Genomic DNA, 21,758 nt, shown 5'->3' on the forward strand with positions numbered 1-21,758 from the left:
CGCCTTGGATGCGCTGAAAGGTACGTTCGCTCAGATTGGTTTGAGAGCTATTCGGACTTCTTCTTGCCCGACAGACCGCGCCACGCGAGGGATTCGAGTAGATCCGCTGCGGCATCCACTTCGATTTCCCCACCCGCGACCCGGTCGGCTACCGCCTCACCGGCGCCGACGAGCGCGATGGCAATGATCCCGTAATCGTGCGCGGCATCAGGATCCTTGGTGCTGGACTCGAGCAGATGCGCGGTCAACTCGATCAACCGATCGCGGCTGGACTGCACGGTTCCCGCAAAAGCCTGCTGCCCGACGGCCTGACGGTAGAGCACCATCCACGACTTGCGGTTTGCGCCCACGAACCCGAGGAAGCCCTCGAGAGCGGCGCGCAATTGTTCACGCGGAGTCAGGTTCGGCGCGCCGGCCGGGGCGAGTGCTTCGAGGAAGCGGAGCCCTTCGCGATGGATGCACGCGGCAAACAACTCTTCCTTCGAGCCGTAGTACAGATACAGCATCGGCTTCGAGATCTCGGCCTTGGCCGCGATGGTGTCCATCGAAGTTTCGTGAAATCCCCTGTCGGAGAACACGTCCACAGCCGCGTCGAGCATCTGCTGCTCACGCACTGCGCGTGGCAGTCGCTTGGTACCGCCGGCCATGCTTCCTCCAACCACAGGGTAAATGTCGATCTTACTCTACGGTAAGATTGCGCGTCGAATCCTGACTTCGACTCAGCAGGTCACGGCACCTTTGGCAGCGGCAACTGTGACCACAGCCTGATCGACCCGCGTCTGCGGAAGCTCACCCGACGCGACGGCCTGCTCGAGATGATCGAGAACCCGCGGAACGTCGTCGGTGGTCAGCCACAATGCCTGATCGACTCCAGCCACCAGCGCAGCCTGAACCGCGTCGGCAATATCGTATCGGTCGGTGATCGCCTGCATGCCGCTGAGGTCGTCGGTGAACACCGGGCCGGTGAACGGCGCTGCGCCGTAACCCACTCCGTCGCGAAGCAACGCAACGGCTGCGGGGCTGATGCTGGCAGGGGTACCGGGCTCGGTCAGACCGGGAACCTCGAGGTGCCCCATCATGACGCCGACTCCGGTTCCCGACAGCTCGCGGAAGGGAATCAGGTCCGACGCGATCAGATCCTGTAGCGGCGGCGTTGTCACCTCACCCCGGTGCGAGTCACCCGACGCGCTGCCATGCCCGGGAAAGTGCTTGATCACCGGGAAGATTCCGGCGTCGCGCATCCCCTGCGCGTACGCACCGGCGTAGGCAACCACGGTCTGGGGGTCGTCGGAGTACGAGCGGTCCCCGATCACGGAGTCGTCGGGTTGGCTGCTGACGTCGACGTCGGGTGCGTAGTTGACGGTGATCCCGAGATCCTTCAAACCGCGTCCACGCTCGAGTGCCATCTGGTACGTCTGTTCCACTGTCATGGTCTGCGCCGTTTCCCTGGCCGACGGATCGGGCCCGAGGATGTCCGCGACGCGCGAAACCCGTCCACCTTCTTCGTCGATCGTCACCATCAACGGCAACTTCGACGCCGAAGCAACCTGCGGCACTTCGCGATTGGTGAGCATCGACTGATCGGTCCAACTTCCGACGAAGATGCCGCCGATCTCCTCGTTCTGCACTATCGACAACGCGTCGTCGGTCCCGGTGACGCCGACGTTCAGCAGCTGGGCAAGTTTCTGACGCAGGGACAGCGAAGCTAGAAGGTCACTACCGCACGATGCGGCGACGGGTGCGGAGCTCGATGCCGCAGGCGTCGACGTGATCTCGGTGCTGGTGCTGGTCGGGGCGCTCGAAACCGGATCGGCGGTCCCGTTTTCGCCCGAGCATCCCGCAACCAACCCTCCGCACAAAGCAATGGTCGTCGCAGCCTTCAGAAACTTGATCCGCATACCTCGACCGTAACGGACCCGGTACCCATACACTCCCTCACGGGCACATCGGGACGGTAGCCTGGAAGAGAACCGATTCCCCGCTGACGAGGAGGTCGTGATGCCACAAGGTCTGATGCTCATCGCGTACGACGGTTCCGACAACGCCAAGCGTGCAGTCGACTATGCGGGGCGTTTCCTCTCCGCCAATCGTGCTGTTCTCGTCACTGCCTGGGAGCCCATGGTTCGCCAGGCCGCTCGCATGTCCGGCCTGTCCGGGGTGATGCAACCGGAGTGGGTTCCCGACGACGACGTCGAGGACATCGCGTACACCGACGCCAAAGTCACCCTCGCCGAGGGCGTCGCACTGGCCGAGGCCGCAGGCCTGACCGTCGAAGGCAGAAGCGCCGAGTGCCGATCCGCGATCTGGTCTGCAATCTGCGAAACCGCAGACGAATTGGACGTCGACATCATCGTGACCGGCACCCGCGGCACCACGGGTTTGCGGTCGCTACTGCAGAGCAGCGTCGCGGATCATGTTCTGCGTCACAGTCATCGGCCGGTGTTGATCGTCCCTCCGGGGAAGTGACCTTCGCGCATTCCTGATCCGTGGCCGACTAGTGTCGAAAGCACCATGGACGGTTTTGTTCTCTCGCGCCCCGATCACAGCGTGGTCACCCGCGGCGTACGACGCAGCTTCGACAGCTCCGACGCGGCCACCCACGCTCTGTCGGCAGGTACGACAAAGCTGATCGTCGGAGCGCTCCCCTTCGACCCGGCTGCCGCAACGGCGTTGTACGAACCCGCCGAGGCGACGATCGCGTCGCGGCCGTGGCAACCGCGCGATCCCCAGGCCCTGCCCACGACCCGGGTTGACCGGGAGATCCCGTCGTCGTCGGAGCATCTTCGTCGAGTGGAAAAGTTGATCGGACGCCTCCGCAGTGGAGAGATCGACAAGGTTGTCGCGGCTCGCACTGTGGAACTTCGCACGCAGACCCCGATCTCCCCAACCGCGCTCGCCGCACGCATGGCGGCGCTCAATCCCGTCGCCAACACCTTTGCCGTCGACCTCTCTGCTGCGGGAGCCGAATTCGAGGGCCACAGCCTGGTCGGCGCGACGCCCGAAGTATTGGTCAGTCGACGCGGGCGCGTCGTGACGTGTCGCCCGTTGGCCGGGACCACCAAGCGATCCGCCGACGCCGATCAAGACCGCGAGGCAGGCGAAAGCCTTCTGCATTCGACGAAGAATCTGGCCGAGCACGCCTTCGTGACGTCGTGGATCCGCGAGGTCCTGCAACCGATGTGCAGTGATCTGTCGGTGCCGGCAACTCCCGAACTGACCAATACTCACGAGGTCTGGCACTTAGCCAGCCCGATCCGCGGCACGCTGCGAAACGACACTACTGCGCTCGACCTCGCCATCGCGCTGCATCCGACGCCCGCGCTGTGCGGAACACCCACTGACGCGGCACTGAAGGTCATCCGCGAGACCGAGGAACCTCGGCGTTTCTACGGCGGCGCCGTGGGATGGTGCGACGAGGCCGGTGACGGCGATTGGGTAGTTGCCATCCGCTGCGCCGAGATCAGTGCAGACGGCCGCAACGCCTGGGCCAGCGCGGGTGGTGGAATTGTCGCCGAATCGGATCCGCAGGACGAACTCGACGAGACATCTACGAAACTGCGCACTCTGTTGACCGCGCTTGGCGCCGAAACCCTCGACTGACCAGCACGTCACGAGGGTAATCGTCCGGATTCTCGAGTGCGGGTGATACCTTGACCCGAGCAGTTCGTACGGGCCGGTAAGTCCGTCCGACCGCGAACGACCGACTAACGACCAATTGGGAGATCCGCGATGACGAAGTTCCTTGTCCCCGGTGTGGCCAGCGCTGTCATCGGTGCCGTTCTGGGTGCCGGCGTCATCTTCGGTGTCACGGCCGCCGCGTCGGACAACACTCGTCCCGAGATCGACCGCAGCGGAAACGCAGATTCTTCCGTGCTGAACCAGGTTGAGTACGGCAGCCGCTGAGAGCGCAGGCCTCGCGAGTTCCCGTTCTTCCGCCGACGCAGCGGTGTCTTCGGTAGACACCGCCCCGTCGGCAGAGCCCCTGTCGAAGCGGTGGCTGTTCGGCGCCTCCGTCGTAGCGTTTCTTCTCACTTTTCTGCAATCGCCGGGTCTGATCACCGCTGACACCAAGTACGACCTGACGCAGAATCCGTTCGGTTTTCTCGAACGCGCGTCGCATCAGTGGAGTAGTCAGGCCCCGCTCGGCCAGGTTCAAAACCAGGCCTACGGATATTTCTTTCCGCACGGGCCGTTCTTCGCGCTCGGCGAGTTGGCGAACGTTCCGCCGTGGGTCACCCAGCGCATCTGGTGGGCGCTGCTTCTGATCGCGGGTTTCTGGGGCATCATCCGCGTTGGCGAGGCTCTCGGAATCGGCAGCCGTAGTTCGCGCGTCATCGCAGCGGTTGCCTTTGTTCTCTCTCCCCGCGTGCTGACCACTCTCGGTTCGATTTCCTCGGAAACCCTGCCGATGATGTTGGCGCCGTGGGTGTTGTTGCCGGTGGTTTTGGCCTTCGGCCCTGTGCGTGGAAAAGGGGTCCCTGGACTCCCTGACCACTCACGGGGGTTGAGGCGGTTGGCCGCACAATCCGCACTTGCCGTCGCACTCATGGGTTCGATCAACGCCGTCGCCACCGCCGCGGCCTGCCTGGTCGCGATCATCTGGTGGCTCTCGCACAAACCCAACCGAACATGGCTGACGTTCACCGCGTGGTGGGCGCTGTTCGTCGCTCTCGGCACCCTCTGGTGGATCGTGCCGCTACTTCTGCTCGGCAAGATCAGCCCACCGTTTCTCGACTACATCGAGTCCGCCGGTGTCACCACTCAGTGGGCATCGCTCGCCGAGATACTTCGCGGCACGGACAGTTGGACCCCGTTCGTCTCCCCCGAACGCATTGCCGGCGCCGTCCTGGTCACCCAACCCGCAGCAGTCGTCGCCACCGGCCTGGTTGCCGCCGCCGGCCTCGCCGGGCTCTGCATGCGGTCCATGCCTGCTCGCGGCCGGCTGACGCTCATCCTGTTCGTCGGTATCACCGGCCTGGCCGCGGGTTACGTGGGTGAACTCAGCTCGCCGGTGTCGGAGTCGGTGCGCCTGTTCCTCGACTCGGCAGGCGCGCCGCTGCGCAACGTCCACAAGCTCGAGCCGTTGGTCCGTCTGCCGCTGGTGCTCGGACTCGCACACCTGCTGGCCAAAGTGCCACTGCCGGGATCGGTTCCACTCGCCCGATGGCGCCGCGCGTTCGCCCATCCCGAGCGCGAACCGATGGTCGCACTGACCAGCCTGATCCTCGTTGCCCTCACCCTCTCGACCGCCTTGGCCTGGACGGGAAAGCTCGCTCCCCGCGGTGCGTATCCGGACGTCCCCTCGTACTGGAACGAGGCGGCGCAGTGGCTCGAGGACAACACCTCCCCCGGATCGGAAGCCGAACGTGCCCTGGTCGTCCCGGGAGCGCCCTTCGGCAGCCAGGTGTGGGGTCTGACGCGTGACGAACCGCTTCAGGCGTTGGCGAGTACGCCGTGGGCAGTACGTGACTCGGTCCCGCTGACCCCTCCCGGCGCCATCCGAGCGCTCGATTCGGTGCAACGTCTCATCGCCGACGGACGTCCGTCGGACGGCCTCGCACAGACCTTGCTGGGGCAGGGCATCCACCACCTGGTGATGCGCAACGACCTCGACGGCGAAACGTCGCGCTCGGCCAGGCCGATTCTCGTGCACCAGGCGGTCGAAGGCTCTCCTGGAATCGAACGAGTCGCGCACTTCGGTGAGGACAACAGCCCCGAACCGATCGAAGGGCTGGTCGCGGACAGCGATCTGCGCCCCGGTTACCCGGCCATCGAGATCTTCGAGGTCACCCCGCCCGACGGCACCGCGGCGGTCAGCGGACCGTACTCCGTCGACCTGAACCAGGTTCCGCGCATACAAGGTGGGCCGGAATCGTCTGTGCGACTTCACGAAAGTGGGCTGGTTCCGGGGACCGGGCCGATGATTCTTGCCGCCGACGCCGAAGCTGCGGGACTGCCCGTCGATTCTGTCACCGTCACCGACACACCGCGCGATCGGGAAACCGATTTCGGTCAGGTCGACAACCACAGTTCCGCCCTGCGCACCCCTGACGACGCTCGTCGTACCTACAATCTGGTGCCCGACTACCCGGTTGCGAACACGCCTCTCGTGGAAGGCCGTTGGATCGGAGCTTCGATCACCGTCTCCAGCGCCGCCTCGGATGCCACCCAGCTGGGCGGCACTTCACCGTCGAGCAGTCCCGCGTCGACGGTCGACGGCGATCCCGCCACCGGCTGGTTCAGCAACGGCATCGAGCGCGCACTGGGCCAGTGGTTGCAGATCGACTTCGACACACCGATTTCCAGTGGGTTGCTTCATCTGACCACCAGTGCCGCGGCAATCGGAGCTCCCGTCAAATGGCTCGAGGTCTCGACACCGAACGGCAGCACAGCGGTGAAGGTGGAGCGTCCCGGTGAGCCCATCACCGTCTCGATCCCGGGCGGCACCACTCCGTGGGTACGCATCACAGCGACTCACACCGAAAACGGATCGTCTGGAACACAGTTCGGCATCAGCGAACTCTCCGTCGAAGACTTCTCCGATCGCAGCGCACCGAAGACCGTACCGATCCGTTTCGACACGGTCCTGCCGAATACGCCGACGGGCGCATCCGTGAACGCCTGGAATCTGAGCCAGGAGTTCCCCGGTCGCAACGCGTGCGCGGACTCGACCGACCGCGTGCGGTGCAGCAATGCATTCATGGCGATACCGGAAGAGCCGAGCCGCTTCCAGCGCACGCTCACGGTGCCCGAAAACACAGTCGTTACACCGACACTGACTGTCCGAGCGCGTCAGGGCAACGCCCTCGAAGATCTGCTTGCCGTCCCAGGCCGAATCACGGCTTCGGGTTCGAGCGACATCGGTGACACACGCGGATCTGCCTTCGCTGCCACCGACGGCGACGCACGCACCACGTGGTCGGCGCCGCAGAGCACCACAGAACCGGGCGGCCCGAAACCGACGCTGACTCTCAATCTTCCCGAGCCCACCCTGGTCACCGGCCTGGACATCACCCGGGGACTCGGCACCCTGCCGTCGCTGCCGACCAGCGTCGCGGTGAATCTCGGCAACGGGCCGCAGGTGCGAGAGCTGCCCGAACCCTCGGACGACACGCCTCGAACCAGTCGAATTACCCTCTCCCCCTTCGTCACCGACAAGATCGTCCTGAGCATCACCGATTGGGAACCGGTCCTCGATCAGACGGCGCTCGGCTTCGCCCAGGCGCAGCCCACCGGCCTCGCCGAGGTCGGCGTCATCGGTGCCGACGGAACCCCGATCGCCGGTTCGGGAGTGCAGGGCTCGGACTCATTCGACAACCGCACCGTCACCGTCACCTGTGGCGACGGCCCGACCATTTCGGTTGCCGGACAGCAATTCCCCACCTCGATCACGGCGACGGCGACGCAACTTCGGACCGGCGCACCCGTCGAGGCACGTGTGTGCGGTCTGGACGCTTCGGCGACTTTGCCGGCGGGACAGCCTGAAGTGGTCGTCGAACCAGGCCCCGCATTCTCGGTCGACAATCTCGACCTGGCGGCGGTCGGTCCTTCAGCCGCGCAGCGGAATACACCGCTCGAATCGACCGCGTGGACGGCGAATCACCGCGAACTCACCGTCACGAACTCGTCCGCCGATCAGCTGATCGTCAATCCCGAGAGCACCAGCATCGGTTGGATCGCCACGGCGCCGGACGGTTCCGAGCTGACGCCGGTGGTCGTGAACGGTTGGCAGCAGGGCTGGATCGTGCCGGCAGGCACCGCGGGAACCGTCACCATCGACTTCCCCAGCGACCGTTGGTACCGCCTCGGCATATTCGGCGGGCTCGTGTTGCTGATCCCGCTGCTGTTCGCGGCTCTTGTCCCCACTCGCCGAGAGCCCAAGCCCCTCACACCACCCCGACCGTGGCGCAGCGTCGCAGCAGGATGGGTGGGCGTGCTCGCGGCGGCCACCGTCATCGGCGGCGGAGTGGGAGCGGCGATCGCAGTTGTGTGTTCGATCCTCGGACTTGCCGCGCTGCGAATCTTCGGCCCGGCTCGGACCGCACGCATTCTCGTCGGCACCGCCGGCGTGGCCGCGATGATCGGCATCACGCTGCTCTCGACCGGACCGTGGCGAGCACCGGGCGGCTATGTGGGCGACTCGTTCGCGATTCAGTTCTCGATGTTGGTGGCCTTGGTCGTGACCGGGTTGGCCGCGTTGCCCTTTGCCGGTTCACCGATATGGCGGCGCTTCTCCCAGCGCGTCACCGCGACGCGCGCCGGTTCCTCCACCAAGGCGTAACTGGCCGAGGCCACAGCGACGCTCAGGACGACCGTCAACGCCAGGACGTAGAAGAAGCTGCCCGAGAACGGAACTATGCCGAACACGGGGAACACAGCGTTCAGTACGGCCAGGTGCCAGATGAACAGGCCGTAGGACCAGCGTCCGATTGCCAGCGCCAGCGGGCTCGCCAGGAATCGATGCTGCGATTGATCGCGCAACACCAATGGCGCGATCAACGAAAAACTGATGATCGCGCCGAGTGCAATCTTGATCGCGTACTGCCACGGCTCCGGCCGCACCAGACCTTCGGGCCCGGCCAGATCGGTGCACGAGAGAACGAAGGCCACAAACGCAACAAAAGTCAGGAGCACCCGCCGGTGCGCGAGGCGATGCATCCACGTCGACGGGCCCACGGCCAGCTCGGCCAGCACCATGCCGGCGCCGAACCACGGCAGGTAGCCCGGCAGCCAGTTGTCGTGGTGAATGGCGTCCGGAGTCGGGATCGGAATGAAAGCCCACGTCAGCGCCAACACCGACACCCCGAGCAGAAGCGGTAGCCGGAACCGAGCCGAGTTTCCGCGTAGTCGCACCATCAGATACGCGAACAGCGGCAGTAGTACATAGAACGCAACCTCGACCGACAGGCTCCACATCTGCGTGAGGCCCTCGGTGAGTGTCAACGGCACGAACACCTGCGCCAACCCGAGATTCGCCAGCCATACCTGGTAGCCCCCGCCGGCTCCGGGCAGGAACAGCAGGATCAGCACCACCGCCACCCAGTACGCCGGCAGGATTCGCGTTGCACGCGAGATCCCATATCGGACCGTCGGCTGCGGTTGCCCGATTCCGCGGGCCTTTGCCGCGTGGGGGCGCCACAGGAGAAATCCGGACAAGGCAAAGAACACCGCTACGGCGAGATCGAGTCGACCGAACGCGCGCCCGATCGCGCCGGACTGCGCTTCACCGGTTTGGAACGCGACATGGGTGACGAGGACACCGAGCGCCGCCAATCCACGCATACCGTCCAAAGCCGGAACGAAGCCCCGAGCCTGTGGCGGGACCGTCTGAGGGGAATTCGTGGAACTGATCATCACGGATAAGTGTGCACCCCAGGCCGATTGAGGGAAACCACCAGGGACTCACAACAAAATGCCTGGCCAATTCATGCCCTCATGCGACAAACCGGGCCGGTGGACTGTTAGTGTTCTGCCACACATGGTGTCCATCGGGGGCCCCATGCGATCTGCGCAGCTCATATTGTGCCGGTTGGGGAACCTCGAAAGACTTAACGGGTTAGGAGTCACAGCATGGCGGAACGCTCAGGGCCGAGCCGGATACTTCCTTGCATTCTGGTGGGCCTCGGTGCCTTCCTTTTGGCCATCGCCATCCTCATTCCTACCTACACGGTAGGCAAGCTGGAGAAGACGCCACTCGACCTCGAGGTGACCACTGTCGCCACAGGCACCGGTAGCGTCCTCAACTCGGCGGCCCTCCTCGGCGGAAAGGCACAGGTCGACACCAACGTGCCGATCGTCGCTCAGCGCTACGTCACCACGCAGGACCCGTCCGACGCCGACATCATCACCGTCGAAGCCGGCCAGACCGTCCGTCGTACCGACAAGCAGGGTGACACCGGACTGCTGACCGCAACCCTGGACCGCGTCACGCTCGATCGCGTCAGCTCGATGCCGACCAACGATCCGGTCGGAACCGTCCAGACGTCCAGCGACCAGCCCGCCGAAGAAGTTTCCCGCGACGGTCTGCAGTACAAGTTCCCGTTCAACACGGAACAGAAGAGCTACCCCTACTTCGACCTGAACGCTCGCGCCACGAAGGACATCGACTTCGTCGAAGAGACCGAGATCAACGGGCTGAAGGTGTACCACTTCCAGCAGACGATCGATCCCGTCGACCTGTCGAAGGTCGTCAACTCCCCCACCAACAAGCTGAGCCTGCCCGCCGACACCTGGGGCGTTCCCGGTGGCGCTACTCCGATCACGATGACGCGTTGGTACACCAACGTCCGTGACCTGTGGGTCGAGCCCAAGACCGGCGTCGTCGTCAAGGGCCAGGAGCAGTTGCACCAGTACTACGGACGCAACAAGGACTCGGTCGACGTCGAGGTTCTCAAGGTCACGCTGCCCTTCGACGAAGCAACCATCGAGTACCAGGTCCAGCAGGCACGTGACGGCATGGACAAGCTCTCGCTGTTCGGCCGCACAGTCCCGATCGTGGCAGGTGTGCTCGGCGTCATCGCGCTGATCGCCGGTATCTTCCTCGGCATTCGCGGCGGCAAGGGCGGAACTCCGGCCCGCGCTGCACACGGCGGAACGAACCAGAATCCCAGCGGCCAGGGCTCGCCCGAGCCGGCTCCGGGTGAGCACGACTGGACCTCGGACGACACTCAGGTGATTCCGCGTCCGGATCTGCGCAAGGACTGATTCAGACAGTAAGCAGAGCGCCCCTTCCACACGGAAGGGGCGCTCTGCTGCGTTTCGGGGCTTTGTTGCCGGATCGGCGTACGGATTGGCGCAACGGGTCGTTCCCTCCGCGTGGTTGCGGGCTTAGCGTTTTCTGGAAGTCCAGACCACCCCGAACACGAGGAGCCACATGCCCGCATCAACAGTTCTGGGTTCGCACATCTGTGTCAGCGATCTGACGCGACGGAGGTTTGTTGTCGGCACGGCTGCATTCTCCGGGCTGTTCGCCGCCGGTTGCGCGACGTCCGCCGGTACCGAGGGCGATTCGGCCGGGATGCGCACGGTCACGACCTCGCTCGGAACCTACGACATTCCGGTCACCCCGAAGCGCGTCGTCGCCATCGACTCCAGACTCGACCTCGAACCAGCCGTTGCGATGGGCCTGCCGGTCATCGCGTACAGCTTCGACGCCGCCGAGCCGTGGGTTCCGGCCGATCCCACGGCACAGGTGTTCGAGGCACCGGTCAACGTCGAGGCAATTCTCGCGCTGGAACCGGACCTGATCATCTGCACCGACATCGGTGAGGCCTCCGACATGTGGCCGCTACAGCAGTTGAGCCAGACAGCGCCTGTGCTTCCGATGGACTTCACGCGCCCGTGGCGCGAGAACATCGATCAGCTGGCGAGTTGGCTGAATCGCACCGAGAACCCCGACGTCCGTCAGGTCATCGGAGCGTACGAGGACAAGGCAGCCGGATTGAAGGAACGCCACGCCCCGAGCTTGGCGAGCAAGCAGATCGTGCTGCTGAACTACGTGAATCAGAAGGTCAACGGCGTCAACCGCAAGGGCATCTCCACACAGGTGGCCGAAGACCTCGGCGTCCAGCTCCAGTGGCCGGTCGAGGGACAGAAGGAGATCTCTACCGAAAACCTCGTGACTGCCCTCGACTCGGCCGACGGAATGATCGTCACCACCGCGCCCGGCGTGGATCCCGTCACCGACGACCGCGCGATGTGGAACCGTATCCGCGCAGTACAAGGCGACAACGTCGTCTACACGGGCGGGAACATCAACTACGGATCCGTCTACACCGCGATGCGTACGCTCGACTACTTCGACGATCTGTTCACGCGTCTGGAGAACTGACGCCGGTGTGAGGTGCCGGCCGGGCGCGGTCGGCACTTCGCACTGCGGCGACGGACACCGCCAACGCCGTCGTCGACGCAACCACCACGGCGACGCCGATCAACTCTCCCGGCGTCTTCGCCCACACCAGCATGACCGTCGCCTCCACAACCAGTCCTGCCCACGCCAGAAGGGCCACTCGCGTGCGTTCTGACGCGATTGCGGACAGCAAAGCACCCTGAAGTACCGCCAGCGCTGCACCGTGCAGAGCGAAGGCCCACAGCATCGGAGCCACGGCGGCGTACGCGTCGCCCACGAGCATCGGCACCAGCGGGCCGGCAACCGCCGCCCCCAGAACCAACACGGCGCCGATACCGACGAGCACCGCCAACGCCGAGCGAACCGCCTGCGCCGAGTGCGCCGGATTCGCCATCTTCGGGTACAGCACGACGCCCACTGCCTGTGGCAGCCAGAACGCCACCTTCGTCGCGACGGCGCCGAGTGCGTAGACACCGGCGTCGTACTCACTGAGGACGACGCGGACGATCAGCAGGTCCAGCGAAGACAACGCGATCAGCGCGAGCTGAACCTGAGACGCCGCGAGCACGGAGACGACGCCGATACGCACCGGCCGGTCCTCGCTCACCGAGACGGTTCGGTCGACCACTCGAACTATCGCCACCAGCAACGCAGTTCCGGCCGCGCCCGCGACCAATGCCGCGCCTGCCCCGCCGCCGAAAGCCAGAACGATCACTGCCGGAAGGACTTTCATCACCCCGGCCCCGGCCAGTACGGCGCTGAGAGTGCCGAATCGACCGTGTCCTTGCAACAACCCCTGCTCCGTTGCCAGCAGAACCAACATGGGCGCAGTCACCAATGCCGAGAACGACGCCACGATTCCGGTGTCGAGCAGCCACGCCATCGCCGGAGTGAGCGCCACCGCGAGGACGGCGACGATCGCGGTGCATCGATACCCCAACGACCGCAACGCATCTGTGCTCTTGCCACGCACCGCCTCGCGGGCGACCACCGTCTGCAACGCCAAAGCCGGAACCGCAAGTACCAACTGGGCGGCAAGCAGACTCGCGAACTCTCCGTAGCCGACCGGACCCAACCATCGGCTGGCCAACCATGCCAACAGGTACGACGCGACATTGGCCGTCATCGATCCCACCAAAACCATGCCGACCCCGGCCGCGGCGGCGCGATCGAGTGGTTGGCGAGGCATGGCAGTAATGATGCACCACGTATCGTGCGCGTCATGACAGTGCAAGCCGGATACCGCCGTTACCTGCCTGCGGCGTACAGCCTGGCGCTGGCACTGTTGATCCTCGGACCGCTGCTCGGCCCCGGCTACCTCCTGCTGCGCGACGCCGTCAGCACGCCGCGCTCGTACCTGACCGACTCCGCCCTCGGACTCACCGACGCCGCAGCCCGCGCCGTTCCCCAAGACGCACTGATCGCAGCGTTGAGCACCGTGATCGACGGCGGACTGGTGGTCAAGTTCAACCTGCTCGTGGCGCTCTGGCTCGCCGGTTGGGGTGCGGCGCGCATGGTCGCCGTCCTGCTGCCGACGGCCGGTCTCGGTCCACAACTGGTCGCGTCGACGGTGATGCTCTGGAACCCCTACGTGGCCGAGCGCCTGTTACAAGGACATTGGAGCCTGCTGACCGGTTATGCCGCACTGCCGTGGATCGTGTGTGCCGGAATCGGAGTTCGCCGAGCCACGCCCGGGTCCTGGTGGGCGTTGGCCGCGTCACTGGCATTCGCGGGTCTGACACCTACCGGCGCTCTGCTCGCTCTGACGGCCGCGCTGGTGGTGGTAGCCACCCCAGGAGGCCGAACCTCGGCCATGCGGCGTGTCTGCGGCACTATCGGGCTGTTCCTCGTCGCCGCCTCGCCGTGGTTGGTCGCCACCTTCGTATCCGGAGCAGCAGGCGACGGTTCCGATCCGGCGGGAGTCGCCGCCTTTGCCGCCCGAGCAGAACCGGGACTCGCGACGCTGGGCAGCCTCGCCGGTCTCGGCGGTATCTGGAACTCGGCAGCGGTACCGTCCACGCGCACAACACTCTTCGCATTGGTGGGAACAGTTCTTCTGCTTGTCGTGGTGTTCGCCGGTATGCCCGCTCTGTGGCGCCGACGCCGGAATCCTGTTGTCAGTGGACTCGGACTGCTGGCCCTGTTCGCGGTGCTGGCTCCGACCATGAGCGCTACCCCGTGGGGTCTCGACGCCGGCCGATGGTCGGTCGAGGTGTTCACCGGCGCCGGTCTACTGCGTGACGCGCAGAAGTGGGTCGCGCTGGCCGTCCCGTTCTACGCACTTGCTGCGGCCGCCGCGGTGATGTGGGCAGGCAATCGGTTCTCCCTCCCCCGCCCGGCATTCTCGGTTGCCGCCGTCGTGGTGACGATCGTGGCACTGCCGGATCTGGTGTGGGGTGTCGGCGGCGCGTTGAAGCCCGTGCACTACCCCGGGTCCTGGACCGTGGTGACCGAGCAACTGCGAGACGAAACCGGTGACGTTGCAGTGCTTCCCGCCGGAATGTTGCGCGCGTTCCCCTACAGCGGTGATGCGCCGGTACTCGACCCTGCACCACGCTTCCTGCCCCTCGACGTTCTGCAGACCGGCCAACTGGTGGTTGCCGGTGGTGCTGTCGGCGGCGAGGGGACTCGGGCAACTCGGGTCGAGGACCTACTGCTGGCCGGCGGAAGTCCTACGCAGTTAGCCGATCTCGGAGTCGGATGGGTACTGATCGAGCGCGGGACACCAGGTCAACTCGGCAACTCGGCAACCACGCTCGACGGCTTGGAACAGGTCTTCGCCGACGACGATCTCGCGCTATTCCGAGTACCGGGAGACATTGCCGCGCAGGAAGCCTCGACCGGTGCCCGAACTGCCGTCATCGCTGCGCATCTCGCGTGGATACTGATGGGTGCGATCGCGCTGATCTCAGTCGGACTGAACCAGAACCGAATTCGACTCGCGAGGCGCGGCCAGTCCTGAGACCCACCGACCGTCCTTGTGCGCGGTCAGCACCTCGAGCACTCCGGTGCCGGTCTGCTCCCAGGAGAACTCGCCCGACCACACCCGAGCTTTCTCACCGAGCACCATGCGAAGTTCGTGGTCGCGGAGCAGAGTGCCGGCAGCCTGCGTCAGATCGGCGATGTCGCCGTCGCCGGCGTTCTCTCCCCCGACCAGAAGGCCCGTCACTCCGTCGACGATCGAGTCGGTCAGACCCTTCGAACTGCGGTAACCGATCGTCGGAACACCGTGCTGCGCAGCCTCGATGACCGCCAGGCCCCACCCTTCCTTCCGCGAAGGCATGAGGTGGATCCACGACTGCGCCAGCAGTTCGTGTTTGCGAGCCTCGTCGACGTGGCCGTAGAACGAGACGGCGTCACCGATCCCCAACTCGGCGGCGCGATCGCGCAGGTTCTGCTCCCACCAACCACCACCGATGACGTCGAGATGGATGTCCGGAAGCGTCGGCCGCAGGGCTGCGACCGCTTCGAGTGCGTCCTCGATCTGCTTGTGCGGCACCAGCCGTGAGAGAACCGAGATGGTGGGACGCTCGGCCCTGGTGATCGATCCGCCCGCGTCGACGCCGACGGGGAGCCGATCGGCACCGTTACGCACCACGGCAATTCGTTCGCGCTCGACACCGAGGTCCACCAATTCTTCCGCTGAGGGAAGCGACACCGTCAGATACTGACTACGTCGATGGGTGCGCGGTGACAATCGCGATTCGACCCACCAGCCGATCCGGCCGACGAGCTTGCCTGCCACCGGCCACTGTTCGCGATGGCAGTGATGGACCAGAACCGTGACCGGTGCACCCGCCACGGCCTTCGAGAAGAAGGGGATGCCGTTCTGGGTGTCGATCACCGCGTCGGGGCGGATGCCCTTGAGCGATCCGAAACCCAGACGTCCGGCGGCAATGGCGGCCAGAGCGCGGGGGTACACGCTGAAACGTCCACCGGCCCGGCTGATCGTGATGCCGTCTCGAACCTCCGACGCGGGCGCCCCGGGATACGACGCCGTCCGCAGCGTCACCTTGATACCGCGCTCGGCCAACTGGGATCCGACCTGCTCGAGGTAACGCTCGCTTCCACCGCCCTGGGGATGCCCGGTATCGCGCCAGCAGAGCAACAGAACCTCGCGCACGTGCGTTACTCCCTGAGTTGGTCGGTGGCCACCCCGGTTCGGGCGATCCTGCGGGATGCCCCGCCTGACCGGCCGGTAACCCTGCCGAACACCCTAACTGTTCGAGCGTCCGTATTGCCGCGATCCTGACGGTGTTCGTGGACCGGGCGACCCAGTGGCTAAAGTTGCTACCCGTGACCAAGCCCGCAGTGACCCGCATTTTCGGCCGACGGGCAACCCTGAAACGCTCGTTCGGCCTGCTCAGCGACTTCCGCCACGAGCAGTCCGCGCCCGACATCTTCTACGGCGCGCTTGCGCGCGACTCCGTCGAATTGATCTCGGACCTGCACGAAGGTCACACCGGACGATCCCTCGACGGTCTCACTGTCCTCGACGTCGGCGGCGGTCCGGGCTATTTCGCGGAGGTCTTTCAAGCCGCAGGTGCCCGCTACATTCCCGTCGAACCCGATCCGTCGGAGATGCATGCTGCGGGTCTGACCGTGGGCGGCGCGGTGCGTGGATCCGGTTTGGCACTGCCGTTCCTGGACTCGTCCGTGGACATCTGCTTCTCCTCCAACGTGGCCGAACACGTCAGCGAGCCCTGGCTGATGGCCGAGGAAATGCTGCGCGTGACCAAGCCCGGCGGCTTGATGGTTCTCTCGTACACCCTGTGGTGGGGTCCGTTCGGCGGCCACGAAACCGGACCGTGGCACGCGCTGGGTGGCGAGTACGCAGCCAAGCGGTACCTACGCAAGACCGGACGCGAACCGAAGAACAGATTCGGGGTGTCGTTGTTCAAAGTCGGCGCCACGGACGGCTTACGCTGGGCCCGTGGAACCAGCCAGGGCACATTGCTCGCCGCGATCCCGCGCTACCACCCGTCGTGGGCGTGGTGGATGGTCCGAGTCCCCGGTCTGCGGGAGTTCCTGGTGAGCAACCTCGTCGTGGTTCTCGAAAAGCGATAGCGACATGCGCCTCGCAGTCGACATCGGTGGTACCAAGATGGCTGCCGGGGTCGTGTCCGAGGACGGCCGCGTTCCCGTATTCGACAGCGTTCCGACGCCGCAGACCGACCCGTGGGGATCCTGTGCGGCGCTGCTCGAACGAGTCGCAGACGGCCGAGAGGTCGACGGTGTCGGCATCGCGTGCGCCGGGCCGGTGGACACCGTCGCCGGCGTCGTCGCTCCCATCAACATCACCGAGTGGGCACAAGGATTCGAGCTCGTAGCGGGCGTCCGCAGCCTCTTTCCCGACGCCGGAACCGCCCTCGCAATGGACGGAGCCGCAGCGGCATTGGCGGAGTTCCACCACGGCGCCGGACGCGGCACCCCGAACCTCCTGAGCCTGGTCGTCTCGACGGGAATCGGCGGAGGAATCGTTCTCGGCGGTGAGATTGCTCGGGGTCGCACGGGGAACGCCGGTCACATCGGCCACATCGTCGTTCCAGGATCTGCCGAACCGTGCAGCTGCGGGGGCGTCGGCTGCCTCGAGACGGTGGCAAGTGGACCGTCCGCGGTGCGATGGGCTCGTAGCCAGGGCTGGTCGGGGAACACCGGCCGTGAACTAGCCGAGGGTGCACGCAGCGGCGACGCGATCGCCGTGGACGCGCTTCACCGTGCAGGCACGGCGCTCGGTGGTGCCATCGCCTCGGCGGCTGCCCTCCTGGACGTGGACCTCGCGGTGATCGGCGGCGGTTTCGCCCAGTCGGGTACACCGCTGTGGGAACCGATGCTCGACGCGGCTGCCCGACATGCCCGTTTGTCGTTCATCGCCGGGCTCCGGATCGTTCCCGCCGAGCTGGGTGGCGCCGGAACTCTGACCGGTGCGGGCTTGCTCGCGCTCACCGCCGTTATCTGACACGCGTTCTTCCCCGATAAATCCGCAGGGAGTCCCACTAAACGGGTGCCACCTGTTCCCAATTTCTGTAACGTGTTTTAGTGTTCTGACTCACACCGTTACGGGCATTGCACGTGACGCCTACGGGAAGGAGGTGACCGTGAGCCCAGACGCTTCCTCATCTGACGTTGCCTCGACTGCTTCTTCGACCGATGAAACCGAGCATCACGCCCAGGTCGCCCGACCAAGCGATTCCCTCCGCGACACCGAAGACCTCCGTGAGCGCCTGGAACGGTGGATGGCCGGCAAGGTGCCGAGTGGATCCACTGTGACCGTCGCCGACGTCACCTTGCCCGCAGCCAACGGCATGTCCAGCGAAACCATCCTCTTCGACGCCACCTGGGACGGCGAACATCATCCCTTGGTCGCTCGGGTGGCGCCGACGGAATCGACCATGCCGGTCTTTCCTGCCTACGACCTCGAATCCCAGTTCCGCACCATGGCTCAGGTGCGCGAGCACTCGGCAGTGCCCGTACCCGCGGTGTACTGGTCGGAATCCGACCCGGACGCGTTGGGTGCGCCGTTCTTCGTGATGGAACGCATCTCCGGCGACGTGCCACCGGACGTCATGCCGTACAACTTCGGATCGTGGGTCACCGAAGCGTCACCCGAGCAGCGAAAGACCCTGCAGCGCAGCTCGGTCGACGTCCTGGCTCAGTTGCATGCCATCGACAAACCTGGTGAGCGTTTCGACTTCCTCCGACTCCCGAATTCGGGAACGACTGCACGAGAAGCATTCACGGCGCACATCGCCGAGCAGCGCGCGTACTACGAGTGGGTGGTCTCCGACGGGATCAGATCACCGCTCATCGAACGTGCCCTCGACTGGATCGAGGAGAACAATCCCGCGGACGATTCGCCGGCAGTGCTCTGTTGGGGCGACTCGCGCATCGGCAACGTCATGTACCAGGACTTCGCGCCGGTAGCCGTACTGGACTGGGAAATGGCAACTCTCGGCCCGCGGGAGATGGATCTGGGCTGGATGGCATTCCTGCACAGGTTCTTCGAGGACATCGCCGGACTGGCGAACCTACCCGGTCTTCCCGACTTCCTTCGACTGCCGGATCTCGCGCAGACCTACGCCGAGATCACCGGCCACACCCCACACGATCTGGAGTTCTACGTTACCTATGCCGCACTGCGTCAGGCGGTCATCATGTGGCGAATCCAGGCTCGCGCCATAGCTTTCGGCCAGTCACAGCGACCCGAAGACCCCGACGACATGATCATGCACCGCGCTTCGCTCGCCGCGATGCTCGACGGTACCTACTGGGAGAGGTTGGCCTGACATGCTCTCACCGATGGACGACTATCCCGTTCACCAGATCGCCGAACCGATCCGTCACGTAGCCACCTCGGATCGAAACTTCTACGACCGCTACTACTTCAACTGCTACCCCACCGAATCCCCCGACGTGTTCCTCATCGTCGGACTCGGCCAGTACCCCAACCTCGGCGTCATGGACGCCTTCGCGGTACTGCGCCGCGGTGACGACCACATCGTTGCTCGTATGTCGAAGGCTCTGGGCGCCGACCGCACCGACACCACCGTCGGGCCTTTGCGCATCGAAGTGCTCGAAGGGCTGCAGAAGCTCCGCGTCGTCCTCGAACCGGGCAGCGAATACGATCTCTCCTTCGACATCACCTTCGATGCCACCATCCCCGCGGCGCTCGAGCCCAAGCACTTTCGCCGTCAACTCGAACGAGTCACGTTCGACACCTCACGCTTCCTGCAGACCGGCACGTGGACCGGATCGCTCACCGTCGACGGGGAGGACTTCGCGATCGACCCGAAGACGTGGCGAGGTAACCGCGACCGCTCGTGGGGTGTGCGTCCGGTCGGTGAAGCCGAACCGCAAGGCAGACGCGCCGTCGACGGAATCCAGAACTTCTTCTGGATCTACGCGGTCATGCAGTTCGACGAGTTCACGATCTCGGTGATCATGCAGGAAGACGAGCAAGGCAGGCGCATCGTCGAAGAAGCCATGCGAGTGTGGCCGGACGAAGCCAGGGACAACGAATGGCTCGGCCGACCCGAACACGAACTGACGTTCTGCCCCGACACCCGCGACGTCACCGGAGCGACCATCACCTTCCACCGGCCAGGCGGTGAAGTCCTCACCGTCGCCTGCGAACTGCTGCTGGCCAACTACATCGGAATCGGCACCGGCTACGGGCTCGAACAGGACTGGCGTCACGGAATGTGGCAGGGCGAACTCGTCGTACAAGGGCTCCGCCACAAGGTCCACGAGATCGAACCGTTCCAACGCATGTTCTCCCCCGTCGACAACCTCGCGTCCTTCACGCTCACCGAAGGCACGAACACCAACACCGGCACCGGTCTTTTCGAGGTAGCCGCCATCGGACCGCACGAGAAATACGGATTCACCAGTTTCACCGACACCGCACAGGCAGACGACGCGTATGCCCTCGCGGCGACCGACAACACCGAGGAATGAATTGATGACTGACTACGACAAGCTCTACATCGGTGGAGCATGGGTGGCCCCGGCCACCGACCAGGTACTCGAAGTGTTCTCTCCCGCAACGGAGGAGCGCGTCGGCAGCTGTCCCATCGCAGCACCGGCAGACATCGACGCGGCCGTGTCCGCAGCCCGCGCGGCGTTCGAGGGACCGTGGTCACGCACCACCCCCGCCGAGCGCGGCGCGATCCTCGCCAAGGCCGCCAAGCTGATCGAAGAGCGCAGCGCGGAGATCAACCAGCTCATCTCCAACGAGATGGGCCAGCCGCCCGCCATGGTCGGCATGATGCAGCAGACCCCGTCGATGGCGACGCTGGGCTACTACGCCGAGCTGGCCGACAAGTTCGGGTGGGAAGAGAAGCGCACCGGCGCATTCGGGCAGACCAAGGTGACCCGTGAGCCCGTCGGCGTCGTCGCCGCCGTGCTGGCCTGGAACGTCCCGCTGTTCCTGGCGATCAACAAGCTGGCCCCCGCACTGCTCGCCGGCTGCACCGTACTGCTCAAGCCCGCACCCGAATCCCCTCTCTCCGTCCACGTGATCGCCGAGATCTTCACCGAGGCAGGTGTTCCCGAAGGCGTCATCTCCGTGCTCCCCGGCGGAGCCGAGACCGGCGAATATCTGGTCTCTCATGCGGGCATCGACAAGATCACGTTCACCGGATCCAGTGCCGTCGGCCGCAAGATCGGTGCCATCGCCGCACAGAACCTCAAGCGCTGCTCCCTCGAACTGGGTGGCAAGTCCGCCGCGATCATCCTCGAGGACGCCGACATCGCCGCCGGAATGCCGATGCTCGTCATGTCCGGCCTGATGAACACCGGTCAGGCCTGTGTCGCTCAGACCCGAATCCTCGCTCCCCGTTCGCGTTACGACGAGGTCATCGAGGGAATGAAGACCGCCGCAGGCTTCATGACCGTCGGCGATCCGTCCGATCCCGCAGCACAACTCGGCCCGCTGATCTCCGAGAAGCAGCGCGAGCGCGTCGAGGGTTACATCGCCAAGGGTAAGGAAGAAGGCGCGCGCGTCGTACTCGGTGGTGGACGCCCCGCCGGCCTGGACAAGGGCTGGTACGTCGAGCCGACCATCTTCGCCGACGTGGACAACTCGATGACCATCGCACGCGAGGAGATCTTCGGACCCGTTCTCTCGGTGATTCCGTACGACTCCGAGGACGAGGCCATCAAGATCGCCAACGATTCGGATTACGGCCTCGCCGGATCGGTGTGGACCACCGACATCGATCACGGACTCGAAGTTGCTGCGCAGATCCGCACGGGTACCTACGCGATCAACTGGTACGCCTTCGATCCCGGATCGCCGTTCGGTGGTTACAAGAACTCCGGTATCGGGCGCGAGAACGGACCTGAGGGCCTCGAAGCCTTCTGCGAGACCAAGTCCGTACTCATGCCGCCCGGCTACGTGGGCTGACCC

The 21,758-nt window shown here is 65.1% G+C and carries 16 protein-coding genes and 1 pseudogene; 12 read left to right on the forward strand and 5 right to left on the reverse strand.

Annotation, left to right across the window (positions count from 1 at the left end; genetic code table 11):
* Window positions 1-47: 47 nt before the first annotated feature.
* Window positions 48-647: a TetR/AcrR family transcriptional regulator gene (locus tag ABIE52_RS16255; RefSeq protein ID WP_003945885.1), complete on the reverse strand. Its 600-nt coding sequence runs from the start codon at window positions 645-647 to the stop codon at window positions 48-50.
* Window positions 648-719: 72 nt separating this feature from the next.
* Window positions 720-1,898 carry a glycoside hydrolase family 3 N-terminal domain-containing protein gene (locus ABIE52_RS16260; protein WP_058039141.1) on the reverse strand — a complete coding sequence of 393 codons (1,179 nt, stop codon included), beginning with the start codon at window positions 1,896-1,898 and terminating at the stop codon, window positions 720-722.
* 100 nt (window positions 1,899-1,998) lie between these two features.
* On the opposite strand from ABIE52_RS16260, the gene ABIE52_RS16265 reads away from it, so the two are divergent.
* From ABIE52_RS16265 to ABIE52_RS16280, 4 genes are all read left to right on the forward strand, one after another.
* A complete protein-coding gene (locus ABIE52_RS16265; RefSeq protein ID WP_003945900.1) occupies window positions 1,999-2,466 on the forward strand; it encodes a universal stress protein in 468 nt (155 codons plus the stop codon).
* Between the two features lie 45 nt (window positions 2,467-2,511).
* Window positions 2,512-3,600, forward strand: a complete 1,089-nt coding sequence (locus tag ABIE52_RS16270) for an isochorismate synthase (RefSeq protein ID WP_042920246.1) — start codon at window positions 2,512-2,514, stop codon at window positions 3,598-3,600.
* Window positions 3,601-3,729: 129 nt separating this feature from the next.
* Window positions 3,730-3,903, forward strand: coding sequence for a DUF2613 domain-containing protein (locus tag ABIE52_RS16275; protein ID WP_003945488.1), 174 nt, complete (start codon window positions 3,730-3,732; stop codon window positions 3,901-3,903).
* 43 nt (window positions 3,904-3,946) lie between these two features.
* Window positions 3,947-8,281, forward strand: a complete 4,335-nt coding sequence (locus ABIE52_RS16280; RefSeq protein WP_192712143.1) for an alpha-(1->3)-arabinofuranosyltransferase — start codon at window positions 3,947-3,949, stop codon at window positions 8,279-8,281.
* Between the two features lie 23 nt (window positions 8,282-8,304).
* On the opposite strand, the pseudogene ABIE52_RS16285 reads toward ABIE52_RS16280, so the two are convergent.
* Window positions 8,305-9,354 (reverse strand): annotated as a pseudogene (locus tag ABIE52_RS16285) (acyltransferase family protein); the annotation flags it as partial.
* Window positions 9,355-9,570: 216 nt separating this feature from the next.
* Here ABIE52_RS16285 and pgfA point away from each other — a divergent pair.
* Complete coding sequence (pgfA, locus tag ABIE52_RS16290; protein ID WP_007734539.1) at window positions 9,571-10,704, forward strand: cell envelope lipid trafficking protein PgfA; 1,134 nt, start codon at window positions 9,571-9,573, stop codon at window positions 10,702-10,704.
* 169 nt (window positions 10,705-10,873) lie between these two features.
* Window positions 10,874-11,830, forward strand: a complete 957-nt coding sequence (locus tag ABIE52_RS16295) for an ABC transporter substrate-binding protein (RefSeq protein WP_192712000.1) — start codon at window positions 10,874-10,876, stop codon at window positions 11,828-11,830.
* Here ABIE52_RS16295 and ABIE52_RS16300 read toward each other — a convergent pair.
* Window positions 11,811-13,037: a lipopolysaccharide biosynthesis protein gene (locus tag ABIE52_RS16300; RefSeq protein WP_192711999.1), complete on the reverse strand. Its 1,227-nt coding sequence runs from the start codon at window positions 13,035-13,037 to the stop codon at window positions 11,811-11,813. The two genes, ABIE52_RS16295 and ABIE52_RS16300, sit on opposite strands and share 20 nt — an antisense overlap.
* A 33-nt stretch (window positions 13,038-13,070) precedes the next feature.
* Between ABIE52_RS16300 and ABIE52_RS16305 the strand changes: the two genes are divergently transcribed.
* Window positions 13,071-14,810 (forward strand): MmpA family trehalose lipid delivery protein, encoded by a 1,740-nt coding sequence (locus tag ABIE52_RS16305; protein WP_192711998.1) that lies wholly within the window; start codon window positions 13,071-13,073, stop codon window positions 14,808-14,810.
* Here ABIE52_RS16305 and ABIE52_RS16310 read toward each other — a convergent pair.
* A complete protein-coding gene (locus tag ABIE52_RS16310) occupies window positions 14,757-15,971 on the reverse strand; it encodes a glycosyltransferase family 4 protein (protein ID WP_192711997.1) in 1,215 nt (404 codons plus the stop codon). The two genes, ABIE52_RS16305 and ABIE52_RS16310, sit on opposite strands and share 54 nt — an antisense overlap.
* Before the next feature lie 173 nt (window positions 15,972-16,144).
* On the opposite strand from ABIE52_RS16310, the gene ABIE52_RS16315 reads away from it, so the two are divergent.
* From ABIE52_RS16315 to ABIE52_RS16335, 5 genes are all read left to right on the forward strand, one after another.
* The gene (locus ABIE52_RS16315) at window positions 16,145-16,915 is read left to right on the forward strand and encodes a class I SAM-dependent methyltransferase (protein WP_003945692.1); all 771 of its coding nucleotides are present in this window, start codon (window positions 16,145-16,147) and stop codon (window positions 16,913-16,915) included.
* Window positions 16,916-16,919: 4 nt separating this feature from the next.
* Window positions 16,920-17,807, forward strand: a complete 888-nt coding sequence (locus tag ABIE52_RS16320; protein WP_042920254.1) for an ROK family protein — start codon at window positions 16,920-16,922, stop codon at window positions 17,805-17,807.
* A 139-nt stretch (window positions 17,808-17,946) separates the two neighbouring features.
* Window positions 17,947-19,134 (forward strand): phosphotransferase family protein, encoded by a 1,188-nt coding sequence (locus ABIE52_RS16325; RefSeq protein WP_007734522.1) that lies wholly within the window; start codon window positions 17,947-17,949, stop codon window positions 19,132-19,134.
* Window position 19,135: 1 nt separating this feature from the next.
* Complete coding sequence (locus ABIE52_RS16330) at window positions 19,136-20,305, forward strand: Rv3169 family protein (protein ID WP_042452600.1); 1,170 nt, start codon at window positions 19,136-19,138, stop codon at window positions 20,303-20,305.
* Between the two features lie 4 nt (window positions 20,306-20,309).
* The gene (locus tag ABIE52_RS16335) at window positions 20,310-21,755 is read left to right on the forward strand and encodes an aldehyde dehydrogenase (protein WP_192711996.1); all 1,446 of its coding nucleotides are present in this window, start codon (window positions 20,310-20,312) and stop codon (window positions 21,753-21,755) included.
* The last annotated feature ends 3 nt before the right edge of the window (window positions 21,756-21,758 follow it).

Origin of the sequence: Rhodococcus sp. OAS809 (genome assembly GCF_040546695.1) — a bacterium.
Classification (GTDB): domain Bacteria; phylum Actinomycetota; class Actinomycetes; order Mycobacteriales; family Mycobacteriaceae; genus Rhodococcus_F; species Rhodococcus_F qingshengii.

Bases quoted from the DNA above. Each gene is read 5' to 3' on its own strand.
- ABIE52_RS16275 (WP_003945488.1), top strand. From the start codon at position 3,730: ATGACGAAGTTCCTTGTCCCCGGTGTGGCCAGCGCTGTCATCGGTGCC.
- ABIE52_RS16265 (WP_003945900.1), top strand. From the start codon at position 1,999: ATGCCACAAGGTCTGATGCTCATCGCGTACGACGGTTCCGACAACGCC.
- ABIE52_RS16305 (WP_192711998.1), top strand. From the start codon at position 13,071: ATGACAGTGCAAGCCGGATACCGCCGTTACCTGCCTGCGGCGTACAGC.
- ABIE52_RS16330 (WP_042452600.1), top strand. From the start codon at position 19,136: ATGCTCTCACCGATGGACGACTATCCCGTTCACCAGATCGCCGAACCG.
- ABIE52_RS16255 (WP_003945885.1), bottom strand. From the start codon at position 647: ATGGCCGGCGGTACCAAGCGACTGCCACGCGCAGTGCGTGAGCAGCAG.
- ABIE52_RS16335 (WP_192711996.1), top strand. From the start codon at position 20,310: ATGACTGACTACGACAAGCTCTACATCGGTGGAGCATGGGTGGCCCCG.
- ABIE52_RS16270 (WP_042920246.1), top strand. From the start codon at position 2,512: ATGGACGGTTTTGTTCTCTCGCGCCCCGATCACAGCGTGGTCACCCGC.
- pgfA (WP_007734539.1), top strand. From the start codon at position 9,571: ATGGCGGAACGCTCAGGGCCGAGCCGGATACTTCCTTGCATTCTGGTG.
- ABIE52_RS16300 (WP_192711999.1), bottom strand. From the start codon at position 13,037: ATGCCTCGCCAACCACTCGATCGCGCCGCCGCGGCCGGGGTCGGCATG.
- ABIE52_RS16295 (WP_192712000.1), top strand. From the start codon at position 10,874: ATGCCCGCATCAACAGTTCTGGGTTCGCACATCTGTGTCAGCGATCTG.
- ABIE52_RS16260 (WP_058039141.1), bottom strand. From the start codon at position 1,898: ATGCGGATCAAGTTTCTGAAGGCTGCGACGACCATTGCTTTGTGCGGA.
- ABIE52_RS16320 (WP_042920254.1), top strand. From the start codon at position 16,920: ATGCGCCTCGCAGTCGACATCGGTGGTACCAAGATGGCTGCCGGGGTC.